The 16,500-nt window shown below is 72.0% G+C and carries 16 protein-coding genes and 1 pseudogene; 4 read left to right on the top strand and 13 right to left on the bottom strand.

What is annotated here, in order from left to right; translation table 11 throughout:
- Positions 1-456: pseudogene (locus ABD401_RS24870) on the top strand (hypothetical protein); the annotation flags it as partial.
- 121 nt (positions 457-577) lie between these two features.
- On the opposite strand, the gene ABD401_RS24865 reads toward ABD401_RS24870, so the two are convergent.
- The 4 genes from ABD401_RS24865 to ABD401_RS24850 all read right to left on the bottom strand — a co-directional run bounded on the left by ABD401_RS24865 (position 578) and on the right by ABD401_RS24850 (position 4,195).
- A complete protein-coding gene (locus tag ABD401_RS24865) occupies positions 578-856 on the bottom strand; it encodes a hypothetical protein (RefSeq protein ID WP_344609904.1) in 279 nt (92 codons plus the stop codon).
- 206 nt (positions 857-1,062) lie between these two features.
- A complete protein-coding gene (locus tag ABD401_RS24860) occupies positions 1,063-1,416 on the bottom strand; it encodes a hypothetical protein (protein ID WP_344609902.1) in 354 nt (117 codons plus the stop codon).
- Between the two features lie 262 nt (positions 1,417-1,678).
- Positions 1,679-3,139 carry an ABC transporter substrate-binding protein gene (locus ABD401_RS24855; protein ID WP_344609900.1) on the bottom strand — a complete coding sequence of 487 codons (1,461 nt, stop codon included), beginning with the start codon at positions 3,137-3,139 and terminating at the stop codon, positions 1,679-1,681.
- Positions 3,140-3,223: 84 nt separating this feature from the next.
- A complete protein-coding gene (locus tag ABD401_RS24850; RefSeq protein WP_344609898.1) occupies positions 3,224-4,195 on the bottom strand; it encodes a zinc-binding dehydrogenase in 972 nt (323 codons plus the stop codon).
- 181 nt (positions 4,196-4,376) lie between these two features.
- Between ABD401_RS24850 and ABD401_RS24845 the strand changes: the two genes are divergently transcribed.
- Both ABD401_RS24845 and ABD401_RS24840 read left to right on the top strand, forming a co-directional pair.
- On the top strand, positions 4,377-5,003 hold the full coding sequence (locus ABD401_RS24845) for a TetR family transcriptional regulator (protein ID WP_344609896.1): 627 nt from the start codon (positions 4,377-4,379) through the stop codon (positions 5,001-5,003).
- 47 nt (positions 5,004-5,050) lie between these two features.
- Positions 5,051-5,638 (top strand): TetR family transcriptional regulator, encoded by a 588-nt coding sequence (locus ABD401_RS24840; RefSeq protein WP_344609894.1) that lies wholly within the window; start codon positions 5,051-5,053, stop codon positions 5,636-5,638.
- A gap of 75 nt (positions 5,639-5,713) precedes the next feature.
- On the opposite strand, the gene ABD401_RS24835 is transcribed toward ABD401_RS24840, so the two are convergent.
- The 8 genes from ABD401_RS24835 to ABD401_RS24800 form a co-directional block, all read right to left on the bottom strand.
- Positions 5,714-6,193, bottom strand: a complete 480-nt coding sequence (locus tag ABD401_RS24835; protein WP_344609892.1) for a (2Fe-2S)-binding protein — start codon at positions 6,191-6,193, stop codon at positions 5,714-5,716.
- A 40-nt stretch (positions 6,194-6,233) separates the two neighbouring features.
- Positions 6,234-8,609 (bottom strand): molybdopterin cofactor-binding domain-containing protein, encoded by a 2,376-nt coding sequence (locus ABD401_RS24830; RefSeq protein WP_344609890.1) that lies wholly within the window; start codon positions 8,607-8,609, stop codon positions 6,234-6,236.
- 312 nt (positions 8,610-8,921) lie between these two features.
- Positions 8,922-10,424, bottom strand: a complete 1,503-nt coding sequence (locus ABD401_RS24825) for an ABC transporter substrate-binding protein (protein ID WP_344609888.1) — start codon at positions 10,422-10,424, stop codon at positions 8,922-8,924.
- A 174-nt stretch (positions 10,425-10,598) separates the two neighbouring features.
- Positions 10,599-11,282, bottom strand: a complete 684-nt coding sequence (locus ABD401_RS24820) for a siderophore-interacting protein (RefSeq protein ID WP_344609886.1) — start codon at positions 11,280-11,282, stop codon at positions 10,599-10,601.
- 53 nt (positions 11,283-11,335) lie between these two features.
- A complete protein-coding gene (locus tag ABD401_RS24815) occupies positions 11,336-11,848 on the bottom strand; it encodes a hypothetical protein (protein WP_344609884.1) in 513 nt (170 codons plus the stop codon).
- A 166-nt stretch (positions 11,849-12,014) separates the two neighbouring features.
- Positions 12,015-13,280 (bottom strand): MFS transporter, encoded by a 1,266-nt coding sequence (locus ABD401_RS24810; protein WP_344609882.1) that lies wholly within the window; start codon positions 13,278-13,280, stop codon positions 12,015-12,017.
- Positions 13,277-13,960 carry a GntR family transcriptional regulator gene (locus ABD401_RS24805; protein ID WP_344609880.1) on the bottom strand — a complete coding sequence of 228 codons (684 nt, stop codon included), beginning with the start codon at positions 13,958-13,960 and terminating at the stop codon, positions 13,277-13,279. The genes ABD401_RS24810 and ABD401_RS24805 overlap by 4 nt, the downstream gene beginning before the upstream one ends.
- A 59-nt stretch (positions 13,961-14,019) precedes the next feature.
- Positions 14,020-14,670: a maleylpyruvate isomerase N-terminal domain-containing protein gene (locus ABD401_RS24800; RefSeq protein ID WP_344609878.1), complete on the bottom strand. Its 651-nt coding sequence runs from the start codon at positions 14,668-14,670 to the stop codon at positions 14,020-14,022.
- Positions 14,671-14,692: 22 nt separating this feature from the next.
- On the opposite strand from ABD401_RS24800, the gene ABD401_RS24795 reads away from it, so the two are divergent.
- Complete coding sequence (locus tag ABD401_RS24795) at positions 14,693-14,977, top strand: DUF4404 family protein (RefSeq protein WP_344609876.1); 285 nt, start codon at positions 14,693-14,695, stop codon at positions 14,975-14,977.
- Here ABD401_RS24795 and ABD401_RS24790 read toward each other — a convergent pair.
- Positions 14,937-16,496 (bottom strand): MFS transporter, encoded by a 1,560-nt coding sequence (locus tag ABD401_RS24790; protein WP_344609874.1) that lies wholly within the window; start codon positions 16,494-16,496, stop codon positions 14,937-14,939. The genes ABD401_RS24795 and ABD401_RS24790 overlap by 41 nt on opposite strands.
- Positions 16,497-16,500: the final 4 nt, after the last annotated feature.

Below are 16,500 nucleotides of genomic sequence, written 5' to 3'. Positions count from 1 at the left end.
GACTTCTTCGGTCCCGGCGGCATCGGCGCCGTCGGCCCGAGCGGCGGCGCGGCCGTCGACACGGTCGCGGGCCAGGACGGCCACGACGGACTCGACGAGCAGTACGGCGGAGGCGGCGGCGCCGGCGGTTACGGCACGTCGAACTCCATCAAGCACTCCGGCAACTGGGCCGGCGGCACCGTCGGCGCCGGTGGTGGCGGCGGTGGCTACGCCGGTGGTGGCGGCGGCTCGGCCGGCGCGACCGCCGGTGGCGGCGGGGGCGGCGGCAGCGGCTACATCGCCGCCTGGCGCCTGTCCGACCTGGCCACCGTGCAGCTGCTGATGGGACAGGGCTCGACCAACGACGGCCTCGTCGTCATCACCTACCAGCTACCGGCCCAGCGACCCGGCAAGTCCGGCACCGGCGCCCCGGCCGCGCAGCTGAGCGCCGCGACGGCGCCGGGCAACCGGGACTGAGCGCCCGCAGAAAGACTGAAGACCTCCCGCTCGGGAACGCCGGTCGGCGACCCCGTGGCGGGAGGTCTTCAGTTCGTTGAGGCGAGTCGAGCTCGTTGCGGTCGAGCTGCGACCGGAGCGGCTACTTGCCGCCGGGGGTGTCGTCGCCGGCGAAGTCACCGGCGTTGCTGCCGGTCACGCCGTTGCCGTAGTAGCCGGAGGCGCCACAGGTGGTGAAGCCGTCCAGCGGGCTCCCGGTGCACGGGACCGGAGGGGAGGCACCCGGGGTGCTGGCGCTCGCGGCGGCAGGAGTCGCCAGGACCGCGACCGCCGCGGCGCCGGCCGACACAGCAGTACGCAGCGCGATGGCGCGGGTGCGGTTGGGCTTGCGGTGACGACCACCGCTCGAGGTGTTGTGCATGGGGACGCTCCCAATCGTTAACCGGTCCGGCGGGGCAAATCCGGACAAGGTGGGCAGCTCGCAGGTTAACGGCTGAGCGGGTCCCCCGAAAGGCGTCCAACCAAACTTGTGTGACAGCACCAACAAAAGTCTTACCCCTGAGTGGCGGTCAATTCTGACCGCCACTCAGGGGTTTTTGTTCAGGAGCACAAGCGCCTGAGCGTGAATCAGGCCTCCGGGCCGCCCTCGCCGCCGGTCTTGCCGCCGCCGTTCTCGCCGCCGCTGTTGGCGCCGCCGAGCTGCGGGGTGTCGCCACCGACGCCGTCACCGCGGTCGCCGCCCTTGTCGTAGTGGCCGCCGCCGGCGCAGGTGCTCTGCGCGTCGAGCGGGGAGCCGGTGCACGGGATCGGGATCGGGAACAGCGGGACCGGGTCGACGAAGGCGACCTGGGTGCTGCTCGACTCGGCGCCGCTGTCGGTGGCCGCGACCAGACCGGTCGCCGCGAGGATCGCGGCCGCGCCGGTCGCTGCCAGCCGGGTCGCGAGGGAACGAGTACGGGTCTGCGTGGGGGCGGTTCGCATTCACTACTCCTCTGGGTCTCGCCCGCTCGGGGAAAGCGGACGAAGCTGGACGAATGCTGCGTCGTTCGTGCCGCATCGCTGCCCGCCGCGATCACCCACAAACAGAGGCCCACGTCACCCCGTGTCAACGCGCTGTGTCGACGCGCCGTGTCGACGCGCCGTGTCAGAAAAGGGTGACACCCCTTACTGCGCAGTAAGGGGTGTCACCCTTTTTTGACAGCCGCGGGCGGGCACACGACTGAAGCGACGTCAGAAGCAGGCGTCAGAAGCAGACGTACTTGTTGCCCCGGGGGGCTTCCCAGCCGCGCTCGGTGAGCAGGGCGTAGTACACGCAGTTGTGCTCGTGCGCCGACTTCTGCCCGGGCGAGAAGGTGATCGGCGGGGCGAGGCCGTCGAGGGTCTCGTTCTTCACCCGGCCGAGGCCGGTCAGGATCGACTCCGAGGTGATCGGCGCGGTCCGGGTGGCGTCCCCGAGGTTCTCGATCGCGACGACGAACAGTTGCGCGGCCGCCCACGAGGCGAGGGAGACGGCGTCGCGTGGCGTCCCCGGTGCGTACCGGTCGAGGGCCGCGGCGAACTCCTTCTGCCCCGCGTTCTCCGTCAGCATCCAGGGCGCGTTGGGCGTCGAGACCGAGAGGGTGTTCTGCCGCATGCCGGGGTCGTTCGCCTGCGCCGCGCTGACCAGCATCGCGCCGGAGATGAGTTGCGGCCGGTAGCCGAGGGCCGCGCAGGAGCGCACGACCCGCGTGATCGTGGACCCGTCGACACCCATGCCGAAGGACTGCACGCCGGCGTTCTTGGCGTTCTGACACTGCGCGGTGAAATCGGTCTGGGTCAGCGAGACCGGGGAGCTGTAGACGAGTTTCGCGCCCATCTGCTCCGCGTACTTCGACACGACGTCCTGCACGCCGGCGCAGAGCGGCGTCTCCACGCAGTAGAGCATTCCGATCTTCGTGAACCCCGCGTCGACGGCCTGTCGGAGCGCGCCGGCGACCGCCCCGTTGAGGCCCGCGCCCTGCGGGAACAGCAGCGGGTGCTGGTACCAGTCCGGCATGACGGAGTCGCCCCCGACGACGGGGAGCCGATACCGCTCGATCGCCGACCGCATCGCGGGGATCGACAGCGGCGCCCACAGCGACACCAGGGCCTGCACCTTGTGCTGCGTGGCGAGGGTGCCGACCGCGGCCGCGCCCCGGCTGGGGTCCATGCCGTCGTCCATCACGTAGAGCGTGACGGGGTGGCACGCGAGTCCGCCGGAGGCGTTCACGTGCTTGACCCAGACGGCGAGCGCGGTTCGCCCACTGGCCGTGATGGGGCCCATGACGCCGCTGAAGCTGCCGATCTGACCGATCGGCAGCGGCGCCTCCCGGCCCGTGCACGCGGCTGACCGCGCGCTCGCCGGGGCGGAGCCCCGCGCCGCCGTGGGCACGGCGGCGTCGACCTGGACCTCACCCGGCTGCGCTGCCGGGGCCGCCGGGCCGCCGGGCGTCGAACCGACCGCCGCGGGCGCGGTCGCCCCGCCCGGGTCGCTCGCCGCCGGGGCGGCGACCGGAGCGGAGCCGGCGGAGCGCAGTTGTTCCAGCGACTCCGGAGCGATCTCGACCGGGCCGGTCTGGACGCCCGCGCGCACCTCGTCCTCGCTCATCCGCGTCCCGCACCCGGACGCGAGCAACCCGAGGGCGGCCGCGATCGCGGGCACGGCGAGACGGAGCCGGGCGGACATGGCGCCGAGTATCGCCTGGCCACGGCCGGGCACCAACCCCCGACCGATCGGACGACGGGGCGTTTGTCCGCACCGACAAAGCGGTCAGGGGACGAGGACGTACCGACCCGTCGCCGAGCGGTCGGCGAAGCCCCGCAGAACTGACGCAGCGTCAGCAAGGGGAGCCGCGGTCGGACGCACGGGGTGGAGCTCGCCCCGACCGATGCGGCCGAGGACGTCGGCGAGCAGCCCCGCGTTCTCCTCGACGGTCGCGACCTCGCGGGCCCAGTCCCCCCAGTCGACGCCGACGATCGTGCGGTTGCGCAGCAGCACGAAGTTGGCCGGCAGCCGCGGGATCTCGCCCGACGCGAAGCCCAGGACGCAGAAGCGGCCGTAGGCGCGCAGCGCCCGCAGCGCCGACTCGGCCGCGGCTCCGCCGACCGGGTCGATCACGACGTCGGCGCCTCCACCCGTCGCGGCGCGGATGCCGTCCTTGAGGTCGGTGTAGTCGATCGCGACGTCGGCGCCGGCGGCGGTCGCGGCCGCGCGCTTGCCCTCCGACGAGGCGACCGCGACGACCTTCGCCCCGAGGCTGCGCGCGACGTCGACGGCGGCGAGGCCGATCGCCCCGCCCGCGCCGAGGACGACGACCCACTCCCCCGGCGCGATCGTGACCCGGCGCGTCACGGCGTAGACCAGCGTCCCGTAGCTCTCGAGCACGCTCGCGGCGATCTGCGCGTCGACACCCTCCGGCCGCGGCACCACCGCCGCGGCGGGGACGACGACGTGCGACGAGTACGCGCCGGCGGTGAAGCCCGACCCGGCGATCGACGTCCCGACCGCGACCACGTCGACCCCGGTCCCGACCGCCGCGACCGTGCCGGCGAACGACGTCCCCGGCGTGAACGGCAGCGGGGGCTTCACCTGGTAGAGCCCGCGGGCGATCAGACCGTCGGCGAAGCTCACCCCGGCGGCGGCGACCTCGACGAGCACCTGCCCCGGCCCGGGCTCCGGCGTCGGTTCCTCGACGAGCGCGAGGGAGTCCAGGTCGAACGAGGTGCACACGATCCGCTTCATGCGCGCCATTCTCCGCGGCCCCGATCGGCGGATTCGCCCGCGGGTCGAAAAATCGGTATGCCTAAATCATTTAGGGCCAGGCATCTGCCGCTGACCAGGGAATTTATGACCTCAGGCACAACCGTGCGGTAACCAGCCTTATCCGTGTAGGCAAACTGACCGAGCACGCGATAATCGATGCATGACCAGCTCGCCCGCCCCGGTGCTCAACCGCCGGTCGATCGCGCGGACGGCGCTGAACCTGATGGACCGGGACGGGTTCGCCGCGTTCAGCCTGCCGCGTCTCGGGGACGAGCTCGGCGTCCGGACGCCGTCGCTCTACCACCACTTCCGGGACCGGGCCGACGTGCTCGAGGAGGTCGCGAAGACGATCGTCCTCGACACCGAGGTGCCCGAGACGATCCCCGGCGAGCCGTGGCCGGAGTACTTCGTGAAGTTCTCGCTGAACTTCCGCCGGACGATTCTGCGGCACCGCCGGGCGGCGCCGGTCCTGCTGCAGTTCCTCCCCCGCGGCATGCTGCTGCGCCGCTACGAGATCGTCGCCTCGCAGGTCGCCCAGCACCCCGACGTCCCGGACCGCCGGCACCTGCTGTTCATGGACGGCCTGGAGAAGTTGACGCTCGGCAGCGCCCTCGTCGAGGCCGTCGCGCTCGACGGTCCACGTGACAACCCGTTCCCCACCGCGAACGAGGACGAGCACCCCGCACTGATGGCCGCGATCCGCGCGAACGAGCTCGACGCGGAGCGTCTGTTCGTGGATCAGATCAGGGCATTTCTGGCCGGCGTCCCTGTATTGGATGTCACATAACTGCTATTTTCGGACTCAGCCCGCCACCCGAGTCCCGGAGCGTCAAGATGGGCCGAGCGTCCCGCGCGGTCGCCGAACAGCACCACCGCCAACTCATCGAGGCCGCGGCTCGCCTCTTCCGGGAGCGCGACCTCGGCGCGGTCAGCGTGCCCGACGTCATGGGCGAGATCGGCCTGACGCGCGGCGGCTTCTACAAGCACTTCGAGTCCAAGGACGCCCTCGTCGCGGCCGCGGTCACGCAGGCCTTCCGGGAGCACCTGGACCGCCTCGACGCGTTCTCCGAGGCGCACGACCACGACCCGATCGCGACCCGGCAGGCGTTCGTCGACTTCTGCCTGTCCTTCGCCCACCGCGACAACCCCGGCGACGGGTGCCCCAGCGCGTTCGCCAGCGGCATCTCCCGCACCGAGCCCGGCAGCGCACCCCGGGTCGCGTACACCGAGGGCATGCGGACGCTGCTGGCCGTCCTCGCCGAGCGCACGGCCACCGACGAGGCCGACGCCGCCGTCCAGCGCGAGCGGATCATCTGCGACTTCTCGATCCTCGTGGGGGCGCTCCTGCTCGCCCGCGCCACCGCCGGCGACTGCCTGTCCGAGGAGTTCCTCGCGGCCGCCCGCGACCGGCTCGCCCAGTAATCCCCCGCGCGAAAACGGCCCCCCACCCGAGCAACTCGGGTGGGGGGCCGTCCACGGTGCACGCTCCCGTGGGTCCTACATCTTGCTGGCGGCGTACTTGATCGCCTCGCGGATGCGGGGGTAGGTGCCGCAGCGGCAGACGTTGCGCAGGGTGTCGAGGTCGGCCTCGGAGATCTTGCGGCCGGACTTCTTCACACGGTTGATCAGCGCGGTCGCGGCCATGATCTGGCCGGGCTGGCAGTAACCGCACTGCGCGACGTCGTACTTGATCCAGGCTTCCTGGACCGGGTGGAGGTTCTTGCCCTTCACCGTCTTCGCGAGGCCCTCAATGGTCGTGATCCGGTCCGAGGAGCGGATGTCCGACACCGGGACCGAGCACGGGTTGAAGTGCTTGCCGTTCAGGTGGGAGGTGCAGGCCTGGCACACGCGGATGCCACAGCCGTACTTCGGGCCAGTGACACCGAGGACGTCACGCAGCACCCACAGCATGCGGACGTTGTTCTCGATGTCGACACTGACCTTCTTGCCGTTCAGGACGAACGAGTGCTTGGGCACGGGGTTTCCCTTTCTGAGTACCCGTTAGGAACGGAGTTGGTCAGCGCGCGAAGCGACGGCCGTTGACGGGCGACTGCGGAATGGGCGGAACCGTCGGCTTGACGACGAAGCCCAGCGGCTCCCGGAAGTTCACCGGGATCTCGGTGATGTTCTTGCCGGTGGCCTTGGCGTAGGCACACGCCGCCGCACCCTGCGCGGCCGCGACGCCGGCCTCACCGACGCCACCACCGATCTCACGGTTGGCCGGCATGACGTGGCAATCGAAGACGTACGGGACGTTCCACTGCCGGGTGTACCGGTAGTTGTCCCACGACGCCTCCTGGACCGTGCCGTCCTTGATGTGGCAGGCCGCGGTGAGCGCCTGCGCGATGCCGTCCATGGCACCACCCATCAGCTGGGCCTTGATGTTGCGCGGGTTGATCGGGTTGCCGACGTCGATAGCCATGAACGTCTTCGTGATGCGCGGGCCGGTGTAGGCCTCGCGGATCTTGCGGTTCACCATCGCCGGGCGGCAGTCGATCTCCATCAGCGTCGCCACGTAGGCCTGGTACTCCTCGTGGAACGCGATGGCCTGCGCGGTGCCCTCGGGCATCGAGCGGCCCCAGTTGCCCATCTCGGCAACCTTGTCGAGGACCGCGCGCATCCGGTCGTTCTTGAGGAAGGCGCGACGGAACTCGTAGCCGTCCATGCCGAAGTTGTCGGCGAGCTTGTCCACGAACAGCTCACGCGAGACCGCGACGTCGGGCGAGTACACGTTGCGGACCGCGGAGGTCGGCAGCGTGTCGTACGAGAAGACCTCGTTCAGGTACAGCGCGGTCGGGCCGAAGTTGTAGGGCACCGTCGTCACGAGCTGGTAGAAGGCCACGGCCACCGAGAGGTTGCCGAGCTCCTTGTTGCCCGTGAAGCCCAGACGCGGGTCCTGGGCCGCGGCGGACCCGGAGATGATCTCGCCGAGGCCGTGGGTCCAGTCGCAGGCGCTCGACGCGCTGCTCATCGCGAAGCTGGTGATGCTGCCGCCCTGCTTCGTCGCGCGCACCCGGTTGACCATCATCGGGTGCATGCGGCCGTGCCGCGCGTCGTCGGCGCGGTGCCACATCAGCTTGACCGGCTTGCCGAACAGCGCGGAGGCCTCGACGGCCTCGTAGATCGCGTCCGAGAACAGCTTGCGGCCGAACGATCCACCGGCCGGCGGGCAGTGCAGCGTGACGTTGTCCTCGGGGAGGTTCAGCATCATCGCGATGCGCTGGAGCGTCACGATCGGCATGTTCGCCGCGCCCCAGACCTCGGCCCGGTCGGGACGGACGTCGGCCACCGCGGTGTTGGGCTCCATCGGCGAACCCGAGCGGTAGTGGCAGACGTAGTCCTCCTGAATGACCTCGTCGGTCGGGAGGGTCGGGGCGAGCGGCAGCAGGACCGCGGCGACCTTCTCGGTCAGGGTGTCGTTGTTCTCGTTGTCGACGGTGCCGCCGCCCCAGGTGACCTTGAGGGCGCGGATGGCGTCGATGCACTGACCGAACGTGCGGGCGCGGACCGCGACACCGCGCGAGATCGCACCGACGTCGGTGACGCCCGGCATCGCCTTGACCTGCTCGAGGTTCTCGATCGACTGCACGGTGCCGTTCAGTGTCGGCGGCCGGCAGATCATCGTCGGCAGCGCGTTCGGCACGGGCAGGTCGCCGGCGAACTTCTTCGCACCGGTGACCATGTCGAGGGCGTCGACGCGGCCGACGTCCTGGCCGACGTACTTGCCCGGCTTGCTCTTGAGCTTGACGTCGAGCGGCTTCGTGATCGTCGACGCCGCGAGCTGCGAGAGCGAGCCGTAGGTGGCGCGCTGACCGTCGGGGCCGAACACGGCACCGTCGCGGGTGGTGACCGCGGAGACCGGGACGCCCCACTTCTCGGCCGCGGCCGCGGCGAGCGCGGTGCGCGCCGTGGCGGCCATCATCTTGATCGGCATCCACAGCGAGAAGTGCGCCGTCGAGCCACCGGTGAGCTGGTTGAAGATCAGCTCCGGGCGGGCGTCGGCGAGGGTGACCTTCACGTCCTCGATGCGCATGTCGAGCTCGTCGGCGATGACCTGCGCGAACGAGGTGGTGATGCCCTGACCGGCCTCCTGCCGCGGGAGGGCGAAGACCGCCTTGCCCTGCGGGGTGATCTCGATCTTGAGGTGGTGGTTGGTCGGCAGGCAGGCGTCGCGGTACGCGTCGAGGAAGTCGTAGGCGTCCGAGAGCGTCGGGTTGCTGGGAATGGGAGTGGCGCCCGCAGCGCGGGCGGTGCTCGGGGTGAGCGTCAGATCGGCGGTGACAGCCAGCGTCGTGCCGGCCAGCACGTACCCGACGAACTGGCGTCGCGTGGTGCCGGTCGGTGCGATCGCGTCGACCGCAGTAGCCACATCCGGGCGGGGAGATGCAGACATGGAACCGTTCCCTTCACGCCGGCTCGGGGGAGACCGGCATCGGGTTCGTCGCGGGGCAGGGGGCAGTGCCCCTCGTCGCCCTCGACGACGAGATGGAGGGGGCGTGCGCCCGAGTGAGCTCTCCGACCGGAGGACGTCACTCCGGTCGGTGCAGCGCGCACTCAGGCTGATTTAAGATGCACTCTGTAATCTAATGCACAGTTCCGCCGGTCACAAGGCTTTAGATGATAAATGACCGCTATTTGTCCGGGTTCCCCCAACACACCGCGGCCCCCCGCCCGAGGGGCGAGGGGCCGAAGAACGGCGCCGAGGTCAGCCGCTGGCGCCCGGCAGTGTCCCCGTGCAGCGGAGTGCCTTGCCCGGGAAGCGTGAGTACTTGGCGTTCTTGATCACGACGACGCCGTAGCAGAGCTGCCGCTTCATCGGCTGGCCCTTGACCATCGTGATCGGGAACGTCATCCCGTCGAGGTTGTCGTTCTTGACCCCGTACACGCCGGCCTCGACGTCGGCGAGCGTCACCTCACCGGCCGGGAAGTTCTTCCCGATGGACTCGAAGAACCGCCCGAGGATCCAGCCGTTCGTGTTGCCGCCGGTCGGCGGCGCCCCCGGTGCGTACTGCGCGAAGGCCTGGGTCACCTTCGCAATGCCGGGCACCGAGGTGTCCGTCCAGGGGGCCATCTTCGACGCGATGATCATGCCGTCCGCGTTGGGGTCGGACGGGAGACTGGAGAGCGCGAGCAGGTCGGCGGTGCCGAAGATCGGCCGGTAGTTCTGCCGCGCGCAGTCGCCGGCGAAGCGGCGGAGGCTGGCCGTGTCGAGCGCGAGCATGATGACCTCGGCCCCGCCCTGTTTCGCCGCGAGGCACTGCGCCGTGTAGTCCGGTTGCGTCAGCGACGGCCGGCCGCGCGCCACGATCTCGAACCCGACGGCCTTGAGCGCCTCGGGGTTCGACCAGCGCTGGTCGAAGTTGTCGCACAGTCCGAAGTCACTGCAGGCGAACTCGGCGAACTTCTTCTTGCCCAGCGGGCGCGCGACGTCGCCGAGCGCGAGCAGGATCGAGTCCGCGTTGACCTTGCCCGTCGGCGTCGCCGTCAGGACGTAGGGGTTGTTGTAGGCGGTCTCCAACCCACCCTCGGTGCCGAGCGTGAAGATCTTCTTCGCGTCCAGGTACTTGTTGTTGCCGTTGGGCGAGAAGCCGAGCGTCGCGTAGAGGAACGCGACCGCGCCCTTCTGCTCGACGAACTGCTGCTCGATCGAGTTGAAGCGCGCCGGGTCGCCGCCGTCGTCGCCGACGAGGACCTCGATCGGGTGGCCGGCGACGCCGCCGCGGGCGTTGATCCACTGCATCCACACGCGGATGCCGGTGATCGTGTCCTTCACCAGCGCACCCACCGGGCCGGTGAACGTGCCCACCGCGCCGACGCGGATGACCGGACCCGTGGCGGGACCGGACGCCTTGCCGCCGCCGCTCGCCTTGGCACCGCCGGAGGCCGCGGTCTGCGCGTTCGACTTCGTGCTGCCCGCGGAGTTCGTCGTCGTGGTCGTGGTGCCCGTCGTCGCGGGGCCGGTGTCGACGGCCGCGGGGTTCGCCGCCGCGGCCGGGTCGACGGCGCCGGGGACAGGCGCGACCACGCCGGCGTCGGGGACGACTCCCGCGGCGGCATCGGGGTTCGCGACCTGGACGGCCTGGCCGACCCCGGCGGCCCGTTCGATGGCCTCGTCACTGACGCGGGTTCCTCCACACCCCGTCAGCAGAACGGCGAACGCGGTGATCGTCGCCGCGACGGCGCTGCTCCGATGGCGGTGGCTGGGCATGGCGAGTCCTCCTCGCAGCCGATCCGGGACCGGGGGCGGTTCGGCTAATAGTGACAACGAGGGGCGTTTGTCAGGAAAGCGCCCGGACCCATCTCACTCGGATCGGGCCGTCACGTAAAGAGGTCGCGAGCACAAAAGTCGGTCACACGACCGATTTCCTCGGCGGTGCCGGGCTCAACGCGCGTGGCGCCAGTACCCGATGGCCCCGAAGCGGTCGTTGCCGAGGCTCCACTCGTCCCGGAGGAACTTGCGCGCGGTGCGGGTGGCCTTCGACTCCCCCGCGACGTAGACGTAACCCGGCCCCTCGGGGCGGTGCAGCCCGCGGACCAGGTCGCCGAGCGTGCTGTGCGCGGCGAGGTCGGCGTTGTGGACCCAGCGGACCTCGGCCGCCGGGATCGGGATCTCGTCGGCCGGGTCGGGGACCTCGAGGACCACCTGGGTCGGGATCGTGCTCTCGGCGCAGATGCGGGCGAACGCCGGCAGGGCGGTGATGTCGCCGAGGAGGATCTGCCAGGCGGCGTCCGCGGGGCGCTTGAACCAGCTGTTGTGCTCGGTGATGCGCAGCGTCTCGCCGACCGTCGCGCGCTCGGCCCAGCCCGAGCCCCGGCCGCCGGGGTGCAGGACGATGCCGATCACCATCCGCCGCGGCCCGACCTCGGCCAGGGAGTACCAACGCCCGGGCTCGGGCAGGTGCCGACGCGGCGAGTCCGGCGCCGGGAACTCGAACACGCACGCCTCGTCGGGGACGCCGAGCGAACGGAACTCCGCGAGACCCTCGCCCCCGAGCTCCACCCGCATCAGGCTCGGCGACTGCCGCGTCACCGCGGTCACCTCAGCGGTGTACGACTGCTTGCTCACGCGCCTGTCCCCCGCGGTCCTTCCGACGACCGCGAAACTCTACGTCGGCGACGTCAGCAGGAGGCGGCGACCTCCGTGTTGGAGCGAACGATCGTCGCGGTCTCGTGCAGAGTCCGGTCGACCGGGGCGATGGCGGGGCCGGCGGCGTCGGCGACGGTGTCGAGGGTGTCGGCGACCGCGTTCACACCCTGGTTCGCGACGTCGTTGCCGGCCGCGAACGGGGCGACGCCCGCGCGGAGCTGGTCGACGTAACCGGGGGCGTCCGAGCGGAGCTGCTGGACCCCGTCGGCGGCACCCGAGAGCACCTGGGACTGGACGGTGTCGAACGGCGGCGGCAGTGGCTGCGACAGCGGGACGAGCAGCACGCCGAAGGCGATCGACGGGCCGGCGGCCGCGGCGGTGCCGACCGTGTCGAGCGCGGACGAGAGCCCGGTGACGCGGGCCGCGGGGCACTCCGCGGAGTCCCCGGAGTCAGCCTTCGCGATCGTGGGCAGCGCGACCGCCGCACACACGACGGCACCAGCCACGACAGCGGCGGTACGACCAGCCCGCACGGCGATCTTCATTTCGCGCTCTCCTTGGTTCAAAGGGCTCACCTACACCCCGTAGTTATCGCTCAGTCCACCGTGCGCGGCCGTGATCGTTCTCCGGGTTGCCTTGCCTTTGGGTAAGCCCTGGACATTGCCGCCCGACATCCGCGGTCAATCCGGACAGACCGGCGTGACGGCCGTCTCAGGCCGCGGCGGGGAGGTGCTTCGCCCAGTGGGCGGCGCACACCGCGGCGCAGCCGGCGGCGAGCACCGCGACGGCGGTGAGCATCGCCGGGTAGCCGAACCAGTGCGCGAGCCCGGCGAGGACCGCCGGGAGCAGGAAGCCGACGTAGCAGAGCGCGTAGTAGACCCCGGTCAGGCCGGCGAGCTCGTCGGGCCGCGCGATGCGCTGGACCTCGAGCAGCCCGGACACGACCGCGATGCCGTAGGCCGCGCCGAGCAGCAGCGCGACGGGCGCGGCGAGCCAGGGCGACTCGGTCGCCGCGGTGACGGCCGCGAGCGCGACACCGACGGTCATCAGCGCCATCGACACGACGATCGCGCGCGCCGAGCCGGCGTCGTCGAGCCGCCGCGCGACGGGCTGGACGAGCACGCCCGTCCCGAGCGTCCCGACGGCGAGCGCGGCCGCGAACAACAGCGCCCACTCCCCGACGGCGCCCTCGACCTGCTGGGGCACGATCGCGTAGGCGACAGCGGCGGAGCCGAACACCCACGGCGCCATCGGCAGAACGACGCGGAGGAAGCGGCGGTGCCGCACCGCAGGCACACGCAGGTCGGCCAGGCGCAGCGGCTCGGTGCGGCGCGCCCGGGTCTCCGCCCAGGGCGCCGTGGTCAGCAGCACGATCGCGGGCACGCACAGCAGCGCGTGGGTCAGGAACGGCCACGTCAGCGCGGGGCTCGCGTACTGCGCGAGCAGACCGGCCGACGCCGGTCCCAGTCCGAGCCCGGCGGTCAGCCAGAGCGCGGAGCGGCGCGCCCCGGCGCCCGAGCGCGTCCCCGAGCGCGTCGCGAGTTCGCTGACCCACGTCGTGCCCACGGACATCGCGATGCCGACGGACACGCCGCTGAGCATCCGGCCGCCGACGACACCGGCATAGCCGCCGTGCACCCCGAGCGAGAGCAGCAGCGTGCCGACGAGCGCGGACCACAGCCCGGCCAGCAGCACCGGGCGGCGACCGAGCCGGTTCGACAGCGCGGACGCGACGAGCAGGCCGGGGATGAGACCGAAGACGTAGGCGCCGAGGAAGACGTCGACGTCGAGCTGGGTGAACCCGCCGAGCTCCTTGTAGACCGAGAGCAGCGGCGTGAACTGGTTGCCGCCCCAGCCGATGACGAACATGGCCGCGGCGACGCGACGCCAGGCGTGCGGGTGCGGGTCGTCCACGGCGGTCGCGGCGTCGGTCGCGGCGTCGGTCGCGGGCGGGCGGAGCGAGGCGTCGACGCTCACGCGTCCTCCCGCACGGCGAAGATCGGCTGCGTCCCGGCCTGGCCGAGCACGCTCTGATGGGTCGTCAGGAAGTGCCGCGCGAGCAGGGCCTCGAACGCTGCCACCTCGGCGTCGACGACGAGACCGGCCAACTGGCGGTGCTCGTCGGCGAGGACCGGCAGACGGTCCGTGCGGGCGCCGACGGCGCCGATCGTCATGCGCTGCTGACGGTCGGCCAGCGAGGCGTAGACGCGGTCCGCGATCTGGTTGCCCGAGGCGGTCACGATCGCGCGGTGGAAGTCGGCGTCGGCCGCCGCGAACGCCGCGAGGTCACCGGCGGCGGCGATGCGGTCCTGCTCGGCGAGCAGCGCGGCCGCGGCGGCGCGGAAGGCCTCGCGCACCGCGGGGTCCGCGTGCGCCAGGCGGCGGGCCGCGGAGACCTCGAGCGCATGGCGGATCTCGAGGACGTCCGCCGCCTCCCCCGGCCGGACCGGGACGACGATCGCGCCGCGCCGCGGCGCCAGCTCCAGCAGGTCCTCGGCCTCGAGCTTGCGGAAGGCCTCGTGCACGGGCGTCCGGCTGACCCCGAGCCGCGCGGCGACCTCGACCTCGCTGAGCAGGCTGCCGCCGGCGAGCGTCCCGTCGAGGATCTCCTGCCGGATTCGGTCGTACACGCGCTGGGCCGCGGGGGCTGAGGTCATCCGCAGCAGCGTACCCCGCTTGCATGCAAGCTTGCATGCAAGATGCCTCACACGACCGGTCAGCCCAGGATCAGCGGCACGCGCTCCGCGAGTTCACCCAGGTCAGCGGCCAGGTCGGGCGTCAGGGGCCGCCGCCCGGTGCCGACCTGGAGGGCCTCGGCGTCCGGCCAGGCCGCCGGGAACTTCGCCGCCGCGATCCGCTCGAGCAGCGCCCGCGCCGCCGCCCGGGACGCGGCGGCCGGCCCCGGCCGATCCAGGTGGGCCACGAGGTCGAGGTGGTGCAGCGTCGCCTCCAGGACGTAGGCGTCGAGGTAGTCCCCGACGCGCAGCACCTCGCCCTGCGTCCGCACCGGAGCCGCCCGGTCGGCGAGCGCCGCCGCCCGCCCCGCGGCGGATCCGACGTCGTCGAGGTGGAACTGCAGCAGGGCGGGGTCCTCGTACGCGGCGGCCAGGCGCACGGTGAGCGCGTCGAGGGGGTCGTCCCCGGTCGGCGGGGCGTTCCCGACGGTCCAGTACGACGCCGCGTCCCGGGTCGCCGGCCCGGCGGCGGGCGTCGCCAGGGTGATCAGCACGTCCTGCGCGTCGATGACGAGATGGCAGACCAGGTCCCGGACGAGCCACCCCGCACAGCCCGACGGCTGGGCGAAGTCGGCCGCGTCGAGCGCTGCCACCGCCGCCAGAAGATCGCCCCACGCGGTGCTGAAGTCCATGCCAGCAACCTAGGCTGACCCCGTGAACCCCTTCCGGCGCCTGCTCGACGAACTGGACGAGATCCTCGACCGGCACGACCCGGACGCCGAGGACGAGACGACCGAGGGAGCCGACTCCCTGTCCGAGCTCCGGGCCGAGGTCGCGGACCACCTGGCCCACGACCGGCCGGCGGACGAGGATCCCGAGAAGCACTCGCGGATCGTCGAGATCCTCGAGGACGCCGAGGACCGCTGGCAGGCCCAGCACCCGCGACTCGCGCAGGCGATCAGCCAGACGCTGCGGTCGTTGTCGGACGCGGGTCTGTGACCTCACCCGCCGGCCGGTCGTCCCGCGCCGGGTAGCGCGCCAGGAAGTAGCCGGTCGCAAGCGCACAGAACGCGGCGACGGTGCCCATCGCGGCGAGCCAGCCGGTGTCGACGCCGTCGAGCACGGCGGTCACGTACGTCGGCGCGTCCGCCCCGGCCTGACCGGCGGCGGCGAGGCCGGACGCCGGAGAGTCCTGCGCGAGAGCAGCCAGCGGGTCGGCCGCGGGGTCGAGCGCGGCGGAGATCTCGTGCCGGTAGCCGATGTTGAACGCGGTTCCGGTGAACGCGACCCCGAACACCGCGCCGAGTTCGCGGGTCAGGTTGTTCACCGCCGACGCGACACCCTGCTTCGCGGCGGGCAGGCGGCGGGTGATCTCCTCCGTCACCGGACCGCCGCCGAGCCCGATCGCCCCGAGGAGCGCGAGTCCGATCGCGAGACCCCAGTAGCCCTGCCACACGGCGAGCACGCCCGACAGGCTCGCCCCGACCGCGCCCGCCAGCAGCGACGTCGCCACCACCGCACGGGTCCCGTACCGCGCCGCGAGCCGCGGGCCCAGGACGGCGAGCGGAATCATCGTCACGCCGAAGGGGAGCAGGCCCAGCGCGGCCCGCAGGGCGGAGAACTCCAGTGCGAACGCGAGGTACTGGAACGACAGGAAGGCCATCGCGTAGGTGCCGAAGAACACGGCCCAGATCGCGACGGCGGCGGGGGCGACCCCCTCCTCCCGAAAGAGCCGCAGGTCGAGCAGCGGGCGGGTCCGGCCGAGCTCCCACCGGACGAACGCGGCCAGCGCGACGCCGGCGAGCGCGAGCCACCCGAGCGTCCCCCGGTCGGTCCAGCCGTGTGACGGCCCCTCAGTGACGCCGAGCACCAGCGCCGCGATGCCCACCACGGACAGGACGACGCCCACCGGGTCGAGGGGCTGACGGACCGGGTCGCGCGTCTCCGGCACGACGACCAGCGCCAGCAGCGCGAACACCACGGCGAGCACGCCGAGGACGACGTACCCCGCACGCCAGGTGTCGGTCGTCGCGATCAGCACCCCGCCGATCAGCGTGCCGCACATGCCACCCATCGGCACCGCCGCGGCCCAGATCCCGACCGCGGTGCTGCGCCGCTCCGGGGCGACGGCGACCGTGATCGTCGCCAGTGTGGCGGGGAACGCGACCCCCGCACCGAGCGCGGAGAAGAAGAGCGCCGCGATCATCGCGCCGGGCGAGTCCGACCGGGCGACGAGGAACATCCCGGCCGCGAGCACCCCCGTACCGGCCACCAACGCCTTCTTGCGGCCGAGGCGATCACCGAGGACGCCGGCGGGCAACAGGATCGCCGCGACCACGAGCGGGTACACGTCGCCGATCCACTGCAGGTCGGCCTGATCGGCCCGCAGCGCCGCCGCGATCTGCGGCGCTCCCGAGAACGTGACCCCGAGGGTGAGGAACACGCTGGTCGCCGCGCCGCAGGTCGCGACCAGCATCGCGATCAGCCGGACCCGGCCCTCGACGTACTGCTGCGCCACCGGC

This window comes from Sporichthya brevicatena (genome assembly GCF_039525035.1).
In the GTDB taxonomy this organism is placed as follows: Bacteria; Actinomycetota; Actinomycetes; order Sporichthyales; family Sporichthyaceae; genus Sporichthya; species Sporichthya brevicatena.
This window is presented reverse-complemented; position numbering and strand designations above follow the sequence as displayed.

Excerpts from the sequence above, each read along its gene's own strand:
- ABD401_RS24865 (WP_344609904.1), bottom strand. The coding sequence starts at position 856 with ATGCACAACACCTCGAGCGGTGGTCGTCACCGCAAGCCCAACCGCACC.
- ABD401_RS24860 (WP_344609902.1), bottom strand. The coding sequence starts at position 1,416 with ATGCGAACCGCCCCCACGCAGACCCGTACTCGTTCCCTCGCGACCCGG.
- ABD401_RS24855 (WP_344609900.1), bottom strand. The coding sequence starts at position 3,139 with ATGTCCGCCCGGCTCCGTCTCGCCGTGCCCGCGATCGCGGCCGCCCTC.
- ABD401_RS24850 (WP_344609898.1), bottom strand. The coding sequence starts at position 4,195 with ATGAAGCGGATCGTGTGCACCTCGTTCGACCTGGACTCCCTCGCGCTC.
- ABD401_RS24845 (WP_344609896.1), top strand. The coding sequence starts at position 4,377 with ATGACCAGCTCGCCCGCCCCGGTGCTCAACCGCCGGTCGATCGCGCGG.
- ABD401_RS24840 (WP_344609894.1), top strand. The coding sequence starts at position 5,051 with ATGGGCCGAGCGTCCCGCGCGGTCGCCGAACAGCACCACCGCCAACTC.
- ABD401_RS24830 (WP_344609890.1), bottom strand. The coding sequence starts at position 8,609 with ATGTCTGCATCTCCCCGCCCGGATGTGGCTACTGCGGTCGACGCGATC.
- ABD401_RS24825 (WP_344609888.1), bottom strand. The coding sequence starts at position 10,424 with ATGCCCAGCCACCGCCATCGGAGCAGCGCCGTCGCGGCGACGATCACC.
- ABD401_RS24815 (WP_344609884.1), bottom strand. The coding sequence starts at position 11,848 with ATGAAGATCGCCGTGCGGGCTGGTCGTACCGCCGCTGTCGTGGCTGGT.
- ABD401_RS24805 (WP_344609880.1), bottom strand. The coding sequence starts at position 13,960 with ATGACCTCAGCCCCCGCGGCCCAGCGCGTGTACGACCGAATCCGGCAG.
- ABD401_RS24800 (WP_344609878.1), bottom strand. The coding sequence starts at position 14,670 with ATGGACTTCAGCACCGCGTGGGGCGATCTTCTGGCGGCGGTGGCAGCG.